Source organism: Lactococcus formosensis, from assembly GCF_037892375.1.
Classification (GTDB): Bacteria; Bacillota; Bacilli; order Lactobacillales; family Streptococcaceae; genus Lactococcus; species Lactococcus formosensis.
Genome location: NZ_CP141721.1, coordinates 1,266,508 through 1,286,908, shown reverse-complemented (window position 1 = coordinate 1,286,908; position 20,401 = coordinate 1,266,508). Strand labels below are relative to the sequence as shown.

Below are 20,401 nucleotides of genomic sequence, written 5' to 3'. Positions count from 1 at the left end.
AAATGGGCCTTTCAACAAGTACAAAAACTTTCGCTGAACGTTTAGAAGAAAGTAAAAAAGATCAGTTTGCAAAAGCTGCGGTTGCACAAGCACAAGATGCTCAATGGGACAAACGAGAATCTGCACGTGATGAACTAGGAAATTGGCAAGAATGGCGTGATATTGCTGAATCAATCCGTCAACATACTTTAAAATATTTGCCACACTATTTAACTGAATTTTCGGATAATGTAGCCGCTCGTGGCGGACATGTCTTCTTTGCGGCTGATGCTAAGGAAGCTAATGAGTATGTGAAACGTATTATTCTTGAAAAAAATGCTAAAAAGATTGTCAAATCAAAATCAATGGTATCCACTGAAGTAGACATTGATCCTATGCTTGTCTCACTCGGCGATGATATGGAAATTTTGGAGACGGACTTGGCCGAATTTATATTACAAGTTGCTGACTGGGATGAGCCTTCGCATATTGTTTTTCCAGCTTTACATAAAAATCGTGACCAGATTCGTGAAATTTTTGCTAAAAAACTTGGATATAAGGGAGATAATGACCCTGTTAATCTTGCACGATGTGCGCGTGATACCATGCGTAAACTTTTCTTGAAGTCGGAAGTAGGCATCACTGGGTGTAACTTTGCCATCGCCAATACTGGCGACATTAATTTATCGACCAATGAAGGGAATGCTGATTTAACGATTTCTATTCCTAAAACACAGATTGTGTTAATGGGAATGGAACGTATCGTTCCCTCTATTAAAGAAGCTGAAATTTTGGACAATATGCTTGCGCGCTCAGCTGTTGGGCAAAAGTTAACAACTTATGTCACTTTCGCTGGTCAAAAAGCCGAGGACGAATCTGATGGGCCGGAGGATTTTCATGTTGTGATTATTGATAACGGCCGTTCAAATGCGATTGGAACTGCTTTTGAAGCTGTCCTACAGTGTATCCGCTGCGGCGCTTGCTTAAATGTTTGCCCTGTCTATCGTCAAATTGGAGGTCATGCTTACGGCTCTATTTACCCTGGTCCGATCGGCTCCGTTCTCTCTCCTGTTCTAGGAGGTTATGAACAATATGGAGATTTACCATATGCTTCTACCTTATGCGGAGCTTGTACAGAAACCTGTCCCGTAAAAATCCCTTTGCATGAACTTTTAATTGAACATCGTAAAGTCATGGAAGACGATTTGTCAATGCATCACGACGGTTCTTTTGTCAATTTTGAAATGAATGCGATTGGAAAAGGCACAAGTAGTCCCGCAATGTTTGGAATGGCAATGAAGATGGCCCATACTGGTCTCAATATGTTACCCAAAAATAAGGAAGTAAGCGTTGGGGGTTCTTTGTTTAAGTACGGTGCAGTTAGCAAAGCACCTGCTCTAGCCAAAGGTTGGACGGATGTTCGCGACTTACCTATAGCTCCTCCACACAAAGAACAGTTTCGTCACTGGTATAAAAAACATAAGGCAGGTAAATAAAAATGACAGGAACTATTGAAAATCGAACTCAATTTTTAGACACATTGTTAAAAAAACGTGGTGGTGTAGAACTGCCATTTGAACCATATAATCTCATTTCAGACCTTCCCCAAACACATTTGGCAGATTTAAGCACTGACGAATTACTCGAACTTGCCAAGGAACAAGCGCGTCGCGTTTCAGCGAACCTAGTGCAAACAACGTCGTCACAAATGAATGAAATAATTCAAGGTTTAATTGAAAAATCTGGTGGTGGGCAGGTCATAGTTCCTTCAACAGATGAGCTGGAAAAGCTAGGGGTTAATATTATTTCGGACCAACTGGTCAAATGGAAAATTGGTAAAGAAAAACGTGAAGAAAATATTAATGCTGCTCAAAATTCGAATGTTGTTGTAGCCGTTCCTAAATTTTTCCTCGCTGAATCAGCCACAATTGTGGTGGAATCAGAAGCTGGTCAAGGGCGTTCTTTGCACTTTTTACCTACTCATTATATTTCTGTGATTCCCCTCAGCCGTATGGTTCCGCGCTCTACACAAGCTGCAACTTTGCTGGATGAGAATAAAAAGCCGGGTTCAACGCTGCATTTTATTTCTGGACCATCAAACTCTGGGGATATTGAAATGCAGCTTGTAGTCGGGCTTCACGGACCTTTGGAAATTAATTACATTATTGTTAAAGATTTATAGGAGTTGATAAAAATACAAAAAAGCTTACTGACTGACTATGACACCAGTTAGTGAGCTTTTTTATTTCTTTTTATTTTCTCTGTTTTTATATGCGAGATACCCTTCAGGAACTATAATGATTGCTATTATTATTCCGGGTAGAGCACTGTATCTCCCCTGAACTAAATCATATAATACGAAAAGGATACAAACGACTAGAATTATTTGTTTTGTTAATTTAAAAATACTGCACCTTCCCCTCTATATACAATGTAACACCCTTGAAAAATTGCAGGACAAATTTCGCACATCACTCTGCTACTCCTACGATAATAGCTCTTTTGTCATTTTAGCACAATAATATGGAATAAAACATCATCTGCTAGATACAACTTCTTCTGATAGTGCAATGTCTTCCCAAGTACTGAGTTTAAATATAATTTACATCTTCTTTATGAATAAATTTTTTTGAAGTGGAGTATCAATAACTTTTGACTAAACTACTATTGTTTTATGGAAAAAACTTATTTATTTGTTTGTAAAGATCGTATACAGTTATAAGTTGATTTTACAATTTAATTAACTTAAAATAAACTTAACTTAACTTAACTTAACTTGTTTTCATTAGATATTACGAAATTCCCCCTCTAATCTCTCAGATTAAAAATAGTTCCGTTAACATGTATAAGAGTTTGACTTTTTTCTTCAGATGACGAAAGAAAGAGAGAATATAACTACTTAGATCTATATACACGATTATTAACATAAAAAAACAAATGGAAAGATGGTGTGCAAAGTATAAAAATCCCAATATTTTTAACAATCAATGCACTATTAATTAGCGCTATTAACATTTACTGCTCCTTCTATTCAAAAAACAGTTTTGATGGGAACTCTAAGATTCCATTGAGCTCATTTTTACTTCCCTTCTTTTTAGGGACAGTGTTTTTTATGGTTATTATGCCTCTTATCTTCAATCATCCAAATTTTAAATATAATATCTTCTATTTAATCCTTTATTTAAATACTCATTTTTCGGATTATGTTAGATCATCCTCTATTTTCTTCTTTTGGGCCGTTTTAATAATCTTACAATTCCTTTTTCTCGTCTGTCTAGAACTTCATATTAAATCCTTTAAAGAATTAAAGATATATGTAAACAATGAGAGAAAAAATCAAAAACGAGAAGAACAATTAAGGATAGAAAGTCAGGACAAGCAGGAATTAATGAAACTAAAAAAGAAGAGAGATAAAAAATTCAAATAAAGAAATTTACTTGAGTACTTCGAATCCCAAAAACATACATATATTATTAGTTATTATATGTATGTTTTTAATTTCCTAAAATTTCCCTCAATATCTTTTATATAAGGTATTTATTAATTCGTAACAATAAATATATTTTAGCTTTCGTAAAAACCAAAATATTACTGAAAAATATTAACGCCATTTTAAAATTTATCAACTACTGCTTACTATAATAGATTACATAACTTCTTTCTGATATAATCTAATTTAAAGAGAATAATCTTACAGAAGTGGAGAATTACATTGAATGGAACTATTATTGCTGCTATAATAGCAGCTTTAGCTAGTGTTATAGGAGTTATTTTGAATATCATATTCAACAGTAGCAACACTAAAAAGAACGCTCAAAATAATGAAAAATTAAAAAAAGAAATAGTAAAATTGAACAATAATTTTACCCAAAAAACAGCTTTTCGTTTAGAAATTAGTAATTATTTGACTGAGCTTGTCAGGGTAAAACAGAATAGAGATAAGTTTGTAGAACAAAAAAGAAAATTAGAAGCTGCATTTGAATCTTTACAGGCACTTCAAGCAGAAGGAGCAAATTTAAATGCAATTTTAGGTAATGATCCAAGAATTGATGTTCAAAATGCAAAAAATGAGATAAAACAATTAGCTGATGAAATAGAAGTATTAAGAATATCTATTGAGCAGCACTCTCAACAATTACTATTGTATTTTAATAATAACTCAAAAAATAAAAAAATCGAAGAAATTATCACTTATGCCCCTAACGCAATGAAAAACTTACAATCACATTATCACTCAAATCTTAACTTAGATATGCTCGTTCCTTTATTGAGTGCAGTTAAAATAGAAAAGAACATAAATGACATAAAAACAGAAATGAGGACTTATTTAAATTCAGAAAATACTGATTAATAGGAAGATTGAATACTGCCAAGCACTGAGAACACCTCTGCTAGTTTGAACGCTATTTTCACAAATCCCCTTTTACTAGTGAGGATTTTTTATTTGGGAATAAAAAATCCGAGAGTTTTGGACAATCTCTCGGTCTAAGTGGTTTGCAATGTTTACCTACTATTCGTTAATAATTATATCGTTATCAATTAATACACAATAAAATTTACTATTGGTATATTTCCATCTTCTACCTCAAATCCTATTTGAGCTACTGTTCATCGAAGTTTTGGAAGTTACAAGCTTTTACGATTTTCAAAGTTAATTTCTTCTTTATAATTTATTAAAACTCAATTTCAATTCTTCTAATTGATGAACTTATTGTAATATCTCCAAAATCAAGCTTTCCTGCTAGTTCTTCAGATTGAGAGTGCCAGAGATTTATATTAAATTCCATAGGTAGATATGGAATTGGCGTGGGAACGTACATAATACGCTCATATACAATATTTCCATCTACTAGCCATTTTATACTGTCCTTCTCCCAATGTATTTCATACAAATGATAATTTTCACTGGCATCAAATCCTAGATTGATAGCTACAGGCGTTCCCCGATATCCATATTCTAATTTTGATCCTTCTATTCCAGGATTAAAGAAAACATTAACTAGCATTTTTGTTGTATCTTTTCCTAAAAATTCTATATCTATTTCTTGATGTGGACTATTGCGATGCAAAAAAACGCCAGTAATTATACCCGAAATATTTGAGGGTCGAAGTTCAACTTTAAATTTACCATACAAGTATTTATTTTTAGTCACTAAAGCACCTGAAGTATAGGGGCGTACAGTAGTAATCACATTTTTAAAATGTAGTTCAATATTATTTTCAGTAACTGCTACATTTTCTGGTTTAAATAACGCGAGATTACTAGGGAAGGTGTCATTACGAAAATTCCATTGTTTAATATCAAAATTAGTAGCTTTATCCATTATTGACGAATTGTTATAAATTACAGTTTCCTTGTTTTTGCTTTGTAAATTAAGGTAATTTTTAGGGCAAACAATCCACGGTAGAACATCAAATTCTAACCCTTTAACATCAAACTTTGCTTTATTATTGAAAGATAGATCATTTATTTTTTGCTCAATTGTCTCAGGGAATGGTATTGCAGGATACTCCATATCCAAAAAATCACATAAAAGTTCCCACTTATCTTGATATTCAGAAGGAACATGAAGATGACTGATTTCTGGATTGTCAATATTAAATTTTTTTGTATTATATGTAAAAATAAATTTAGCTTCAGGATACATACTTGCTATTTTATCAATCCCTAATTCTTTTAGAGAAGTAATGTTTATATATGAATTAAAATAGTTTTTTTCTTTTTTTGAAAAAAATCGCTCTTCTTCGAAGCTCGGTAGGTTAACTTGATTATAAAAACAAGTATACCCTAATACCATCAAGGCATTAGCTATCGAGGTAAGACCAGAATTTTCTTCTCCAAAAACAAACACAGGTTGTTTAAGCCTAGTTTTGATAAATTGAGTTTGCTCGTTCCCAGTGTAAACTCCAAGCCGAGAAAAAATAGGCATTATTGAATAAGAATTAGTTGATGGAACATCTATTCTTTGGACAATGATAGGTCTTTCAGAAATATAGGCTTCTAATTCACCAAACATTAAGTTTAGCCATAAATCAACTGGACCATATACTGGTAATAGTTTTAAAAGTTTTTCAGCTCCTTTTTTTGACAAAACATAACCTGAAGCTTGCCAAATTCCCTTAGATACTCTATCTACTTTAACATTATTTCTATTCAGATTTCGTTTTTCATTTTTTACTGATTTAACATGTTCATATGACAAAAATAAAATATCAAAATCTTTATTTTTGTCATATAATTCATCCCAGATGCTATCAACTTCATTTGAAAAATTATATTTGAAATATACATCATCTTCTAATACCAAAGTAAAATTTTTTTCTGATTTCGTTATTAGCTTCCAAATTTCTATATGGGATAAGGTTACAGCAATTTCTTGACTTGTCATATCAATCATTATGGAATTATTTTCAGAATCATTTTTTATCTTATCATTAGGCTCAACTCTTAGTTGATTACCCAAAGAATACCTCGGTTTTAATAAATTGCTATCAACACTTTTACTGTCCAGATATCGAGCATCTATTGCTGAAAATCTTCTTGTTAAACTCAATAAATTTTCTTTATTATTGATATATAGGCGACCTAATTCCTTTTTTATTTGATTCCATCTTTTAGGTTTTCTGTCTAAATTTATTACATATATTCTATTAATTTTTTCACTTGATATTTTGGAGAAAGATTTTGTATGTGGTTTTATCTCTAATTTTCTAACTAAATAACTTAATCTAAATTTAAGCTTATTCAGTAATTTTTCTCTATTAATAATGTTCATTCTACTCCTCCTTAATTGATAATATTTCCTTCCCAATTCCTCCAATTTCTTTGATCTTTTCTATAGTCTAAATTCCACTGTGGCGTAGCTATTTCATCCCAATTTTTTAATAATTCAGCATCAAATGAAATTTTATTTTTAACGCAATGAATAGAATATTGAACAAGACTGGCACTTAGATTTCCTGGGCCGCTAATCGATTGAATGTCTTTTAAGTTTGCTTTTTTATTTATTATATTATTTGTTGCTCTCTCTAAGGCTAATCTAATTACTGGGTGCTTTGGGGGGGCAATAATAGGATCATTATTTACGTAATAAATATACTCTGATTTACGCTTGATATCAAACAAAAATTCACTTACATTTACCATGCTATCTGAATTTTTATTATAGCAAAGAGGATGAAGCTTTAACTTATTATTATTAAATAAGGCACCTAATTCACGATTGTTATATTTATCGTCTGCATCAATATATATCCCTCCCCGATCATACAAATAGCATAATCTAAAAAAATCAGCTCTCATCGCTGGATGTATACACATATCAAATGCAGTCGACTGCCACTTGTCTCCATGTTTATCAATAAATTCTTTTGCACTAAACTTATCATACACAACTTTTCTTATACCTGATTTCGACCAACTGTCCATTACTAGCTTAACATCATTAGGAATATTTTTTTCATCCCAATATTGGACTATTTGCTTAGGAATATTCTCATGGGTATTCAAAGTATTATTGGTATTGGCACTTCTCTTTATAATATTTTCAAAGATATAAATAGATCTCAGTTCATCATCATCAGCTATATCTGAATTATTAAATTGTTCCATATTCTCCTCCTCATAATCTATTATTATAAAATTTGTTCACTATGTAAATTTGAACAGTAGCCTTTGTATTTTCCTCTTCCATCTGTATCTAGCATAACAAATTATTTCTAATTCCCTGTTGTACGTTCTTCCTGTCTTCATTGAATTAAAATTAAATTGACATACCATTGACCAGGTAAAAAAGTGGTTAGAAAAATAACTAAATATTAAAGTATTGGTATCAAGTGTTATAACATTAAAGTTTACTAAACCTTCTTTTTTGAGTAGCAACACTAATACCAGTTTTTCGCTCGATCATTTTATATGTCATCCCCTGTTTCTTCAGTTCAAAAGCAAAATCAATTTGTTCTTCAGTAAATTTTTGAGAACGTCCTTCTTTAAATGAAGGATCATTATCCCTGACATATTTTTTCCCTTCACTCGTACGATTGACAATCATATCTCGTTCAAATTGAGCAAAGGCACTAAATATCGTAAAGATAAGCTGTCCTGTTGGGGTGTTATCAATAATTCCCATATTTAAGATATGTACTTTTATATCATTCTGAAAGAGATGCTGAATGATTTCTAACGCTTCTCGAGTGTTTCTTGCAAATCGGTATAGTTTCGTCACAATAAGCATATCATCTTTTTTCAACTGATTAAGTAATTTTTGAAATTCAGGTCGTTCTGTTGTTGTCCCAGTAAATTTTTCTTGAAAAATTTTTTCTGCTCCTGCAGCTTTTAAATTTTCAATTTGACTTTCTAATTTTTGACCAGTTGTACTCACTCGAGCATATCCAAATTTCATAATTTCTCCTTTACTTATAACCCTTAGTTATGAGCTCTTTTTGTTATAACTAGTTTCCATTTAAAACTTACTCATGACTCCATAGTTAATTCTACACTTCTCAAAACCAATTATAAGTAGACTTAAAATTTACTTTGAGAAAAAAAAACTCTCTAAGTTTATCATTCTAATAGCTTGTATAAATTATGAAATATTGCATTTTAATTAATTTGAATTTTTAACGATAATAATAGCAGAATTATTTGAATTGTGCTACAATATTATTGTTTAATCAATCACAATGATTTCTAGGAGGAAATTTTATAGAAAAGAAAAAAGGAATTACACTTGCTGTTGCTGCGGTTGCATTTTCAACCATAGGACTTGCCAATTTAACAGTCACAAAAACATCTGCAGATGAAGTGAAAAGTAGTCAAACATCTTCTGTTCAAGATTTAAGTCAATTCGATAAATTTATTGAAGTATATAACAATAAATTTATTGTGAAAGATAGCGACGGTAAAATACCAAATACTACTTTATCCGAAATTAATAATGTAGTATCTGATACAAATAAATATATTCTAGATAATAATTTAACGATTGATCCTTCAACTAAAATGGCCATACAGTATGTGTCTTTTGGTAATACAAACTCCTTAGCCCGTTCTTATGGGAAAAATGGTATACTTGCAATCCGTTGGAATAGTGTAAGAGTTGGTCTAGATAAAGGACTAACAAATGATATTCTCCACGGTGGGGTTGCAGGAGCAGGCTTTTATCTCGGATTTTTAGCTGGTGGACCTGCTGCAGGAGCAGCTGTTGCTATTGCTACCGTGATAGTTGATAGACATTTGGATACCAAATCCGATTGGTGGTTTGACTATAATGTATATCTGAGACGTGTCACTAACTTTGGAAGACAATAATTAAAAGGACAATTATGAATAAATCATCTACTATCAAAGTATTACTCATGATAACGTTTATTATAATTACAGTTATCGTATTTAGACATGTGACATTTTTATCTGAAGTTTGGAATACAGTGTTTCTAGCCCTTTTTATTCTTGTTGAGTACTTCTTTATCAATAAAATAGTTGATAAAATTATGGGTAAATAAGGACTTTTCAATATTGTATGATGTACACTTATGATATAGACTTTTCAAATCAATGGAAGGTCTTTTCTTATGGCAAAATATACATTGATTTAATATTAAAACTCGAGTCATATTAAAAATAAATTTAAACCAGAAAAATCTATATCAATATTGGTTCTATTGCGAAGTTTCCCAGATTTCTCCACTTTACAATAAATTATAAGTAGACTTAAAATTTACTTTGAGAGGGACGAAACCACTTTATTTAAATTTGTTCTGGTATAGCATATTATAAATATATTGTAAATTTATAAACGGATTGTTCTGCTCTTTGAGTGTTTCTTGCTCTGTTTTCTTTACCCAATCTTGAATAGAACGTAAGCATTCCTCTTCATTTAAAATTTTATATCCAGGTTTATTAAGGAGAGCCATTGTATAAATTTCAAAACAACCCTTATCTGATATTTGCATAAATAATTCATCACTTTGGAAAGTATATTGAGAATCATAAACCGAATGATAAGCACCGTCATTATGATAGAGTGCATAGTTACTAAAGTTTTTTGACTTTATTTCTACTACATCTTTATTATCAGTTTGCTTATAAGTCACTGTATCTGGAAAGTCTGTTGTTCTTGCAAAATCCATCATTGCGATTAAAACGGGATCATTATATTTATCATGCTTCATTTGATTGGCATAGTAAACCGCATGATGTTGGATATTGTAAATTGCAAAACGTCCAACAAAAAAAGTAAGAGAGAAAGATAGAATAAAATATTGAAGATATCTAAAGAAACGCTGACTTGACCATTCTTTCCACGTGAAGTGCACAAGAAATAACCAAAGACTACCCAGAAGAAAGATAGTGAAGACTTTTCTAAAAGCTGAATCAAGAGGTTGAGATGACAGTTCATGAACAGAAAATCCATTTGTCAGTGAACGTATCAAAATGAAAATTATAAGTAAAGAATAAACGAGAACCGCAATAATTTTATTTTTCTTTGACTGAGAAAGTTGTTCCTCAATATAGGTCGTATGTTCTAGCTCACGTAACAAGTAAATCGTAATTAAGAGAGTGAGGATCAACCAAGCAAAAAAAATAGACGAGCTTATCATAATAGGACTTGCGCAAAGATTAAAGAAAAAGCTCAGGAGAATAAATAGGTTTATGTTTTCCCTTTGAAGAAGTCGAGTTGTAAAACCATCATATTTTTTTTGAACTTCCTCAGGTGTCTCTTCCCATTTTGAAATACGGTTAAAATTTAATAATCTAACACTTGTAATTCCACTATAAATAAGAGTTATAACGAGTCCAACCCAAAATGTAATATAATCATGCAAAACTAAAGCAAGATAAATAAACCATCCAACTGTAGTCATTGTAAGACAAATGGATAAAAATATTAAAAACGTTCTTCTATTCAACTCTTTTCTCCTATATTTATGGTTCTTTTAATACTATGCATACTCAAAATTCCCCCCTTAATTCTTTAATTATTTTAGATGATCTGACAAGCTGACATACATTCATCACATTCCTTTGGCTGAACTCAATGATCAACTTATTTGACCCTTTATAAATCCCATTATAGCAGAAACTGGAAATCGAGACATTGGAGTATACTCTGATGGACGCTTTTATTATACCAATAGATACATAAAATGAAATAACCTCAAAACTTATAAAGTTATGAGGTGTTAGTATTGACGCATTAAATAACATATGTTAATTAATTTGAATTTTCTAAAGTTAACAATAGCAGAATAATTAGAATTGTGCTAAAATATAATTGTTTAGTTAATCACAATGATTTCTAGGAGGAAATTTTATGGAAAAGAAAAAATTTAAAATTACATTATCATGTATAACATTATTACTTCTTAGCAGTGGTACTTATGCATATACTACTGCTCAAAATCATCAAGAAAACAATTATAAGCCCCAAGTTAGTACTACTCAACAAAGTCAAAATTTAGTAGCTTTGGATACTGTTATCGATAAAAAAAGTGTTCCAGTGAAACCTGTTGAAGATGGGAAAGTGAATGATGAATTTGTTAATCGTTTTGATAACGCAGTAAGCTTAAATGATAAAACTGGACAATTTGAAATTAATAAATCAAAAATACCCGACAATGCTTCAGAAGATGAAATTTCTTCTCTAAATAACATGGTTGACAAAAGTAATGAATCTTTGAAAAAAATCATTGCTTCTACTCCTAAGGAAAATACTGTTCAAACTGGAGATTCTGTAGTTGTAGCAAATGATGAAAAAACGGCTAAAGAAGAAGCTAAAGAATCTCAAATTTCGACTATGGGAAAATATCATAATGGTTCTACTTATTTACATGTTTATTGGTGGGGACTTCGTATTGGTATAAATAAAGCACAGACTCAATATGCAGCTAGTGCTGGATTAGTAATTGCTGGTGTTTATGTTCCAGCTCGAGCTGCTCAAGCAGCATTAGGTGTTTTAGGATTATCTGTAGGTAAATTTATCCCTGGAGGAATTGTGTTTAATTCTTCTCCTCAATTTATTCCTATCGCTGGAAGCAATGCTATTGTATGGGGAGTTGGTTGGCAATGAAAACAAATAAATATCAAATTGCAATGACAACTTTGGCTATAATTGGTCTCATTATTACATTCTTTACTGGCCTTGAGAGTCTTGGAAAATTAATCATTAAAATTTTATTGGTTATTATTCTAATTGTATCAGTTACAGGGTTAATCAAAGATTTTTCTAAATAAGAAATTGGAAATAAGCAAAAAAAACTCAAAACTTCTAAGTTTTGAGCTTTTCCTATTTTTAAAATAGCGTTTGAAGATGTTCTTCTAGTATTATATCTTTTTCATCGGTAGAACATACATTATCATTAATCCTTACATATGGGAAATCTGCATTTACAAACTCCTTCCCTGTTAAGTCAATTCCTGAAATTTCAGCACCTTCAAAAAAAGTATTGTCAATGGTTGCCCCTTTTAGCTTTGCTCCTTTTAGTTTTGCACTTGTAAAATCAGTATTTTTCAGTATTGCATCACGTAAATCTGCATTTTCCAAGTTTGCACTTTTAAATTTAACACTCGGTAAATAACCTTCTCTGAAATCTGTTTCAATAAATTCACTATTATTGAGATTTGTAACATTTAGTATTTTTTTCTAGGATAAAGATACTAAATAAAACTCTGTTAAGATATTTTTCCCTTAACAGAGCTTTGTTTTAAAATTTTTATTCATCTATCATATATTTAAGCTTGAGTGCACCAAGTTAATCAAAACTACAAAATAGCTATATTATCTAATTTCAACAATCCTCAACATCTTAGTCAAGCAGAGGTCATACTTTGAGTCCAAAACATTGCTGGAATCCTAATATTTAAATATTCTCTGTATTTTAATTTTGAGTATGATAAAATGTTAGAGTTGACTTTTCATAAGTATATAGAAATAGGAGGAAAGAATGAACACTTTTAAATATATTAAACCAAAACTGTTTAGTGTTCTTAAAGATTATTCAAGAGAGCAATTTGTCAAAGATCTTATTGCTGGTATTATCGTCGCAATCATTGCTTTACCGCTATCCATCGCTTTAGCAATTGCATCAGGAGTGAAACCAGAGCAGGGACTTTATACAGCTGTTGTTGCAGGTTTTTTTATTTCATTTTTAGGAGGAAGTCGCGTTCAAATCGGAGGGCCGACTGCTGCATTTGTTGTTATTATTTATGGTATTATTGCTCAATATGGAATGAGTGGGTTAACAATTGCAACCTTTTTAGCAGGTATTATGATGATTCTGATGGGGGTTCTCCGCTTCGGAAACTTGATTAAATTTATTCCTAAAACAATTACCGTAGGATTTACACTGGGTATTGCAATAGGAATTTTTTCAGGACAGCTAAAAGATTTGTTCGGACTTGATATGGGAGCAGTTCCAGCTGAATTTGTTGAAAAATGGGTAAGCTATGTACAGCACTTCCATACAATTCAGTGGCCAACTTTAATGATTGGGATGCTTGCTTTACTTATTCAGATTTTTTGGCCACATGTGTCTCAAAAAATACCCGGTTCACTTGTTGCTATTATAGTGACAACAGCTATTGTCAGTTTCGGCCATTTATCAGTGGCTACGATTGGTAATTTGTATACCATCAAGGCAGGATTACCCACACTCACAATGCCAAACCTATCCTTTTCTTTAATTCGCCAAATGATTTCCCCTGCTTTTACTATTGCGATTTTAGCCTCTATTGAATCACTTCTTTCATGCGTGGTTTCAGATGGTATGATTGGGAGTCGTCATCGCTCAAATGCTGAATTGGTGGGGCAAGGAGTGGGAAATATGATGTCTGCGCTGTTTGGCGGTATTCCTGCTACAGGTGCTATTGCACGTACAGCAGCTAATGTAAAAAATGGAGGACGTACACCAATAGCTGGCATAGTCCATGCATTAACTTTACTTTTAATTCTCTTATTCTTAATGCCTTATGCTTCACTTATCCCTATGAGTTGTTTAGCCTCAATTTTGGTTATAGTTGCTTATAATATGAGTGGTTGGCGCACCTTTATTTACATGCTGCGTAAAGCACCAAAGAGTGACATTGCAGTTTTATTAATTACACTTTTCTTAACAGTATTTTTTGATCTGGTTGTTGCCATTGAATTCGGAATGATTTTAGCAGCCTTCTTGTTTTTGAAACGTATGTCAGATGTTGCTACAGTTCGTCAATGGGTAGATAAAGACAACCTAGACAACGAAGAAATTTCTGAAGATATTGATTTAAAACAGGTTCCCAAACATACCGTTGTCTATGAAATATTTGGTTCTTTATTTTTTGGTGCTACAACTGAATTTCTTAATTTTACACATGAGGAAGGAAAAAGGGTCTTGATCCTACGGATGCGTAATGTACCTGCGATGGATATTTCAGGACTTGAAGCTCTTGAAGAAACTTTTGAAATTTGCAAAAAGAAGAAAATGACATTAATCCTTTCTCATGTCAATGAACAACCCTATCATGTTATGGAAAAAGCTGGTTTTATTGAAAAAATAGGTCGAGACAACATTTGTAAAAATATTGATGCATCGCTTGAACGTGCAGAAAGCTTTGCTTAATTATTAAAAGTAGTCTTGGAAGAAACAATGATATTTTAGTGCGACAGTTTGTTTTAATACAGAACAGCTGTCGTTATAGTGCAAACACATATAGTCTAAAGTCTCTCGAATAAGATTTCGAGAGACTTTTTCATCACAATCAAAGATATCGCAAAATTTATCCAGTGGTGTGTTCAAGGTGATGAGACATTAAACGAACACCTCGTTTTTATGAGAGAACATAAGAAACAACTCGAAGAAAAAATAAAAAACTTTAGAAACTAATCTAAAGTTTGTACGCTGGAAAAATGGTATTACAGAAAAACTGCCAAGGCAGGGACGGAAAGTAGACACTTTCTCCCCGAAACATCTCCTGTTGCCCCTGAAATAAAACAGACATTTTATGATTGTTCTGACATATAAAATCAGAAGTATTAAGCACACATCATCACACTCTATTTTTTAAAAGAGCTACTCAGCAAGAGAAATGTTTTTATTGTAATTGTTCTAAAGCATTCTTGGGGATTTCACTTCTATCACGTCCTACCCAATCGACACTTCCATTTTCTTCGTTGTAAAAAATTTCTAAATAAGAATATGGTTTTATTTTATAAAAAGTACTGAACTTTAATATTTGACTGTCTCCCTTTTCATCAAACCCTTGTACTGTGTAAGTATACTGGATTACTTTTTTACCTTTTTTATAAACTTCTTTTTCACTAGGTTTATACGCATCATAAATCCTTACATAATAATTATCTCCCTTATATTGGGACTTGTACCATGAATAAGCACTACCACCAATGATTAGGAAAACAGCAGAATATAGCAAAATAATTTTTTTCACTTTATCATCCTTAATCTTTTCATTATCTTGATTATATCATGTTCTGATGACTCGGTTTTAATAAAATGAATATGAAAAGTAGCTTTTAAGCACTGCATGTAATTTTAGATAATAAAAACCGAAAAGATTATATGCTTCTCGGTATTTTTGCGCCGCAATTTTCAGTTAGAAAGAGAACAGCATTCTGAAATTCCTGCTAAACCCAGTCTTGCTTCAAGACAAAGTACGACCCACGTATCTCACCCGCAAGTTTTGAACGCTGACGCGCAAACTTGAATTTCCCATCCAGCTCTTGTGGTATTTCCATACCGACTGAAAGTTTGAAGCCAACCGCACGTTTAGGCTTCTTCCCTTCCTCAGCCGTTTTCTCATAGAGGACATTAATGACCATGCCATCTTCAAAGTAAAACTCTGGCCAGTAGATGTCTTCATCTTCATAAATCGCTACTTCCAAGATAGGAGATGCAAACTCAAGATCACGCTCCTCTTTCAACAATTTTTTCAGCCAAGCGACTTCTTTTTCCTTTTCCACAGCAGGAAAAGTGATGTATTCGAATTTATATTTGTTCCAGAAATAACGGGCTTCATTGGCACGTAATCCCGCTAAGCTTTCTGCTACAGTTGAGCTTTCCAGTCCTGTCGTTTCCACCTGTCCTTCTTTAAAATTAACCTTATATGCCATAAAGACCTCCTGCTTCTTTTTTCTTTATTATAGCAGAAATTTATGGGTACTTAGGGAGGTTTCACTTGTTAATTTTAGTTAGGATTGATGATGAGGTCAAAACATATGCCATGTATTATTGAAACTCTTAAAGATAACCTCCTTGAGTTAAATCTCCTGTAGCATTTATGCCCAATTTTATCCGTACCTCCCTCATCTCTCCATCAAAAAAGCACCAGCAAAAATCAGTGCTCTACTCTATTTCATCACGACCATCAAACGGTGCCTTTTTTTATTTATTTAATTATTTACAACTATAGCTGGACGATAATGTCCAAACATAACAGCACCACCATGATTACTATTATGAATTATATCTCCCCTACTTGTTACACGCCATGTGCTTGGAGGTCCACCAGGGCTACTCGTCCCGCGAAGCCACCAGTCATTCCCTGAAGGAGATATACGATCCTCAAAGGTAGTGAAAGTGCCATTAACTGACAAATGTGCTATATCTGCTAAAGAAAGGAAAAAGGCTCTTTTGGTACCACTTGAATCTACTCTAGTTAAATCAGATTCAAGACCAGGAATATCATTTATATTACTAGGAATCCAATTCTTTTCTTCTCTTCTTTCAAAAACGAGTTCTGAAGTTACAAAAGATGCCGCATTCGTTTCTCTTACTACCACGGGCTGAACAATATCTTGAACAGATTCATCAAGAGCCGCATACCAATTTAAACTTATATTGTTAAAGTCTATACCTACTCTTTCTTCGCCCGCAGTGTCGTTAAGAATAATCATATGATTCCCCTCACCCATATCATCGAGGTAGCGGTATTGCTTACCTGCCATAGTAAAGATACGACCAGACTCCATACGACTAAAGTTAAAGGCACTTACAGGTGCATCTGTATCTGGAAAAGGATTACCATCCGCATCAGTTCTGATGCTTGTGAGGAGGTCAGACAAGTCCCCTGAGGCACTATTTTCATCCTCAAACTCTTGATCTAGACTGATAAGCTGGCTATCCACATGGATACCATAATAGTATGTCCCATTGATGGCATCCGCTGTAGGAGTCATTTCAGCTGCATCCAGCAAGTAAGAGGTTGTCTGACCTGCATTAAGGACATTAGCCCAATAAGCCCAACCTGTTTCGTGGTCAATGACCCAGAAATTACCGTTTTGCTCCTCTTCTTCAAGCCCAGCCCATGCTTGGAGTGTGATTGGTTCGTGATCTTGTGGGAGGTTTTGTGCAGTTTCGCGTATAACCATAGAACCCGGCCAAGTGCCCGTGCTGTTGTCGTGACTTTCACCTTCAGACCAGTAAGCATCTGTACCGTCTCCCGGATGTGTGGCTCCTTCTTCAAGATAGTCACGGGCATCTCCAGCTGAAGCTGTGCGGAGATCTTCTTCATCATGGTTAAAGGTTGGAAGATACCAAGGTGCAATCTGTCCACCACGTATCCAACCAAAAGTTAAGTTCGAATACTGATTCAGGCGGTCCGCTCCTTCACCTGTACGTATATTGAGATTATTTGCAGAAGGAATATAAGTGCTCCACCCTTGTGTATTTTCACGGCTTGTCCCCTCTACAACAGGTGTGAAATTCTCTTGACCACGCTCTTGGATTTCCATAAACTCGGACAGACGAATACGTGCCATAATGGGTGTTTGGCCGTAGTTTTCCACAAAGACATCCTTGTTTTCTGTATCACGATTGTAGTAATCGTGGACGCGCCCCCCGACTTCAACTTCATTATCACGTAAGCGGTCATTAATGGCTTGTTGGTTAAAAGCTGTAAAGGCGAAGGTGCCTCCGATTAAGCCGAGCAGAGATAGGATAGCGATATTCCGCAGTTTCCGTTTTTTATCTGGTGTCATAGGTTTTCCTCATTTCTATTGATTCTATTGTTTGATAATTGTAAATGCCAAAAAACGCTCCAAGGGGTCCTGAGCGTTTCGGTGCAAGTAAAAATAGGCGGATGTCTACCGCTGGTGCTGTGCTGTGCTGTGCTGTGCTGTGCTGTGCTGTGCTGTGCTGATTATAAGTCATCTGCTTTACCCCGTCAAGTATTTCGTTATCTTTAAGTAACAACAATAACATTTATATAATATTATTGTAATGTTTTTATTATGATTTTCAAAATAATATTAGGGGTAAGCACTTGTGACAACAACTCCTCTGTTTCTAAGATATGCGCAGAGGATAATTGAGCAACAAAAAAAGCCCTACCTCTTCGTAGAACTTCTTCTTATATATTAATCAGCAGCCAAGGCTTCGATAGTGTTCAAGCGTGCTGCACGTGCTGCAGGTGCAAGACTTGAAAGTAAAGCGATGATCAGCGCGATAATTACAGCAAAGATAATATGGCCAGAAGTAATCTGAACGATATTTCCACCGACTAAGCTATGCAAAGCTTTGTTGATGATACTTTGTCCCGCAAAAGCAAGAGCAATCGCAATAACTGCAGATGACAAGCCAAGGATAACGCTCTCGGCTGTAAACATACGAGAAACATCTTTACGACGTCCACCTAAGGCACGAAGGACACCAATTTCTTTAGTCCGTTCGGCAACGGACATATAAGTTGTTACCACAATCATAAAGATTGAAACAATCAAGCTAATACCAGCAATGGCAGCCAAGACAGTTGAGACAATCCCTGTAATATCTGTGATTGTATCTAACATACTACCGATATTTGTTGAGGCAAATACGAGTTTGTCATTGTCTTTGATATCATTGATAGCTTTGGTTACATCTTTAACTTTGTCTGTATCTGTCACAGTAACGTAAGCTGTGTTTGGCATCGCATCGATATTATTTGCAGTAAGCATTTCTTTCAATGCCTCTGTTGAAGTCAAAGTACCAACCATTGGCATATCTTGCAAGACGCCTGAGATTTCCATATCTTCTGTGATAGTCACAGGAGTATTGTTTTTATCCACAGTTTGGAAGCTTACTTTGACTGTTTTACCAATCACAGCTTTCCAGTCTTTTGCTTCATATGCTTTTTGATCAAACTTCTTCATGTCTGCTTCAGAGATAACGATTTGTTTACCTTTAGGTTCTGAACCAGCATGTAACGTTGAAGACTGAATCATCGGTGTCCAAGACATAATCGCTTGGCTACTTGTTGTTTGTCCCTTATAATCAAGAGTTACAGCACCTGCTTTTGTAATCCCTGCATCCACTGTTTTAACATTATCCAAGTCCTTCAACTTGTTAATGTTTTTATCAGAGATACCAAGCATTGTTTGCTGCGCAATTGAGAAGGCTTCATCATTATCTTTACCCTGATTATTTGCGGGGTCGCGTTGAACCACGGAAATAATATTAGGGTTTGCCAAACTTGTCACCTGATCATTCATATATTTTGTTGCCCCAGTCCCTAGACCAAGGAAGAAAATAACAGAGAACAAGCCAATAGCTGTACCAATAGCAATGAGAAGATTGATTTTCCAAGTATTTGTAAAATGCTTAAAGGCTGTTTTAACCACATCACCATAAGAAAGAGCCTTTGTCTTGAAAGACTTTGCTTCATCAGGCACAGGATAAGCTGGCTTATCACGCTCGTCTCCGATAATCTGCCCGTCTGCCAGACGAATGGTACGTGTGCCATAGTCCGCAACTTCTTGAGAGTGAGTGACGACAATCACTGTCTTACCAGACTGTGCGATTTGGCGGAGAAGGGCCAATACTTCTTTCGTATTTTGCGAATCAAGCGCTCCTGTAGGCTCATCAGCAAGGATAATCTCAGGATCGCTGGCCAAAGCACGCGCAATGGCTACACGTTGTTTTTGCCCGCCTGACAACTGTGCGGGTTTTTTCTTACGGTGCTCGTAAAGGCCAACTTGTTTGGTTAACTCAACTGCACGTTCGACACGTTCTTTTTCTGATAGGCTTGTCATTTTCAAGCTAATCAAGATATTGTCAAGCACACTTAAGTAGTTGATTAAGTTGAAAGATTGGAAGATAAAGCCGATCGTATCACGGCGATAGGCATCCATATCTTTTTCTTTCTTCGCCTTTTGCGCGACACCATCGATGATAACATCACCATCATATTCACGGTCCAAACCACCGATGATATTCATCAGGGTTGATTTACCACCACCGGACTTACCGAGTAAGCTGACAAAGTCTCCACGCTCAAACTCAAGGTCAATCCCCTTGAGCACCGGAAATTCATCTTTACCTAAAAAGTATGATTTCCTAATGTTTTTTAATTCTAATACGGGCATAATTTCTTCTTTCTAATAATAAAGATGTTTCTATTATACCTTAAATTGTACCAAAGAACTTAGGACCTTAGACTGATTTAAGCTTA

Annotated in this window: 17 protein-coding genes; 7 read left to right on the top strand and 10 right to left on the bottom strand. The window is 34.1% G+C overall.

The genetic code is table 11. The features are described from left to right. Positions 1-2 precede the first annotated feature (2 nt). From VNN39_RS06315 to VNN39_RS06305, 3 genes are all read left to right on the top strand, one after another. Positions 3-1,475: a LutB/LldF family L-lactate oxidation iron-sulfur protein gene (locus VNN39_RS06315; protein WP_338997099.1), complete on the top strand. Its 1,473-nt coding sequence runs from the start codon at positions 3-5 to the stop codon at positions 1,473-1,475. Positions 1,476-1,477: 2 nt separating this feature from the next. Continuing rightward, positions 1,478-2,161 carry a lactate utilization protein C gene (locus VNN39_RS06310; protein WP_338997097.1) on the top strand — a complete coding sequence of 228 codons (684 nt, stop codon included), beginning with the start codon at positions 1,478-1,480 and terminating at the stop codon, positions 2,159-2,161. A gap of 1,530 nt (positions 2,162-3,691) precedes the next feature. Beyond that, a complete protein-coding gene (locus VNN39_RS06305; RefSeq protein WP_338997096.1) occupies positions 3,692-4,330 on the top strand; it encodes a hypothetical protein in 639 nt (212 codons plus the stop codon). Between the two features lie 322 nt (positions 4,331-4,652). On the opposite strand, the gene VNN39_RS06300 is transcribed toward VNN39_RS06305, so the two are convergent. The 3 genes from VNN39_RS06300 to VNN39_RS06290 form a co-directional block, all read right to left on the bottom strand. Continuing rightward, positions 4,653-6,755: a family 16 glycosylhydrolase gene (locus VNN39_RS06300; protein ID WP_339006972.1), complete on the bottom strand. Its 2,103-nt coding sequence runs from the start codon at positions 6,753-6,755 to the stop codon at positions 4,653-4,655. 11 nt (positions 6,756-6,766) lie between these two features. Beyond that, complete coding sequence (locus tag VNN39_RS06295) at positions 6,767-7,591, bottom strand: glycosyltransferase family 32 protein (protein WP_338997092.1); 825 nt, start codon at positions 7,589-7,591, stop codon at positions 6,767-6,769. A gap of 235 nt (positions 7,592-7,826) precedes the next feature. Then, positions 7,827-8,381: a recombinase family protein gene (locus VNN39_RS06290; protein WP_338997090.1), complete on the bottom strand. Its 555-nt coding sequence runs from the start codon at positions 8,379-8,381 to the stop codon at positions 7,827-7,829. A gap of 482 nt (positions 8,382-8,863) precedes the next feature. Here VNN39_RS06290 and VNN39_RS06285 point away from each other — a divergent pair, with 482 nt between their 5' ends. Then, positions 8,864-9,289 carry a hypothetical protein gene (locus VNN39_RS06285; protein ID WP_338997089.1) on the top strand — a complete coding sequence of 142 codons (426 nt, stop codon included), beginning with the start codon at positions 8,864-8,866 and terminating at the stop codon, positions 9,287-9,289. A gap of 434 nt (positions 9,290-9,723) precedes the next feature. Here the strand turns inward: VNN39_RS06285 and VNN39_RS06280 are convergent, their stop codons facing one another. After that, entirely contained in the window at positions 9,724-10,890 is a 1,167-nt protein-coding gene (locus VNN39_RS06280) for a hypothetical protein (RefSeq protein WP_338997088.1), read from the bottom strand. A gap of 404 nt (positions 10,891-11,294) precedes the next feature. Here VNN39_RS06280 and VNN39_RS06275 point away from each other — a divergent pair, with 404 nt between their 5' ends. After that, entirely contained in the window at positions 11,295-12,050 is a 756-nt protein-coding gene (locus VNN39_RS06275; protein WP_338997087.1) for a hypothetical protein, read from the top strand. Beyond that, the gene (locus VNN39_RS06270) at positions 12,047-12,214 is read left to right on the top strand and encodes a hypothetical protein (RefSeq protein WP_016170871.1); all 168 of its coding nucleotides are present in this window, start codon (positions 12,047-12,049) and stop codon (positions 12,212-12,214) included. Before VNN39_RS06275 ends, VNN39_RS06270 begins: the two co-directional genes overlap by 4 nt. Positions 12,215-12,272: 58 nt before the next feature. Here VNN39_RS06270 and VNN39_RS06265 read toward each other — a convergent pair whose 3' ends face one another. After that, on the bottom strand, positions 12,273-12,581 hold the full coding sequence (locus VNN39_RS06265) for a pentapeptide repeat-containing protein (protein WP_422393574.1): 309 nt from the start codon (positions 12,579-12,581) through the stop codon (positions 12,273-12,275). A gap of 343 nt (positions 12,582-12,924) precedes the next feature. On the opposite strand from VNN39_RS06265, the gene VNN39_RS06260 reads away from it, so the two are divergent. Then, a complete protein-coding gene (locus VNN39_RS06260) occupies positions 12,925-14,577 on the top strand; it encodes a SulP family inorganic anion transporter (protein WP_339006970.1) in 1,653 nt (550 codons plus the stop codon). 472 nt (positions 14,578-15,049) lie between these two features. Here VNN39_RS06260 and VNN39_RS06255 read toward each other — a convergent pair whose 3' ends face one another. From VNN39_RS06255 to VNN39_RS06235, 5 genes are all read right to left on the bottom strand, one after another. After that, the gene (locus VNN39_RS06255; protein ID WP_165714111.1) at positions 15,050-15,403 is read right to left on the bottom strand and encodes a YxeA family protein; all 354 of its coding nucleotides are present in this window, start codon (positions 15,401-15,403) and stop codon (positions 15,050-15,052) included. A gap of 196 nt (positions 15,404-15,599) precedes the next feature. Then, positions 15,600-16,085 (bottom strand): phage tail protein, encoded by a 486-nt coding sequence (locus tag VNN39_RS06250; protein WP_338997083.1) that lies wholly within the window; start codon positions 16,083-16,085, stop codon positions 15,600-15,602. A 279-nt stretch (positions 16,086-16,364) separates the two neighbouring features. Then, positions 16,365-17,951: a hypothetical protein gene (locus VNN39_RS06245; protein WP_339006969.1), complete on the bottom strand. Its 1,587-nt coding sequence runs from the start codon at positions 17,949-17,951 to the stop codon at positions 16,365-16,367. Next, positions 17,938-18,174: a hypothetical protein gene (locus VNN39_RS06240; RefSeq protein WP_339006968.1), complete on the bottom strand. Its 237-nt coding sequence runs from the start codon at positions 18,172-18,174 to the stop codon at positions 17,938-17,940. Before VNN39_RS06240 ends, VNN39_RS06245 begins: the two co-directional genes overlap by 14 nt. Before the next feature lie 155 nt (positions 18,175-18,329). Next, positions 18,330-20,315 carry an ATP-binding cassette domain-containing protein gene (locus VNN39_RS06235; protein WP_338997080.1) on the bottom strand — a complete coding sequence of 662 codons (1,986 nt, stop codon included), beginning with the start codon at positions 20,313-20,315 and terminating at the stop codon, positions 18,330-18,332. Positions 20,316-20,401: the final 86 nt, after the last annotated feature.

Coding starts and splice junctions, on each gene's coding strand:
- VNN39_RS06300 (WP_339006972.1), bottom strand. CDS start 6,755: ATGAACATTATTAATAGAGAAAAATTACTGAATAAGCTTAAATTTAGA.
- VNN39_RS06245 (WP_339006969.1), bottom strand. CDS start 17,951: ATGACACCAGATAAAAAACGGAAACTGCGGAATATCGCTATCCTATCT.
- VNN39_RS06235 (WP_338997080.1), bottom strand. CDS start 20,315: ATGCCCGTATTAGAATTAAAAAACATTAGGAAATCATACTTTTTAGGT.
- VNN39_RS06310 (WP_338997097.1), top strand. CDS start 1,478: ATGACAGGAACTATTGAAAATCGAACTCAATTTTTAGACACATTGTTA.
- VNN39_RS06290 (WP_338997090.1), bottom strand. CDS start 8,381: ATGAAATTTGGATATGCTCGAGTGAGTACAACTGGTCAAAAATTAGAA.
- VNN39_RS06270 (WP_016170871.1), top strand. CDS start 12,047: ATGAAAACAAATAAATATCAAATTGCAATGACAACTTTGGCTATAATT.
- VNN39_RS06250 (WP_338997083.1), bottom strand. CDS start 16,085: ATGGCATATAAGGTTAATTTTAAAGAAGGACAGGTGGAAACGACAGGA.
- VNN39_RS06260 (WP_339006970.1), top strand. CDS start 12,925: ATGAACACTTTTAAATATATTAAACCAAAACTGTTTAGTGTTCTTAAA.
- VNN39_RS06315 (WP_338997099.1), top strand. CDS start 3: ATGGGCCTTTCAACAAGTACAAAAACTTTCGCTGAACGTTTAGAAGAA.
- VNN39_RS06295 (WP_338997092.1), bottom strand. CDS start 7,591: ATGGAACAATTTAATAATTCAGATATAGCTGATGATGATGAACTGAGA.
- VNN39_RS06275 (WP_338997087.1), top strand. CDS start 11,295: ATGGAAAAGAAAAAATTTAAAATTACATTATCATGTATAACATTATTA.
- VNN39_RS06240 (WP_339006968.1), bottom strand. CDS start 18,174: ATGTTATTGTTGTTACTTAAAGATAACGAAATACTTGACGGGGTAAAG.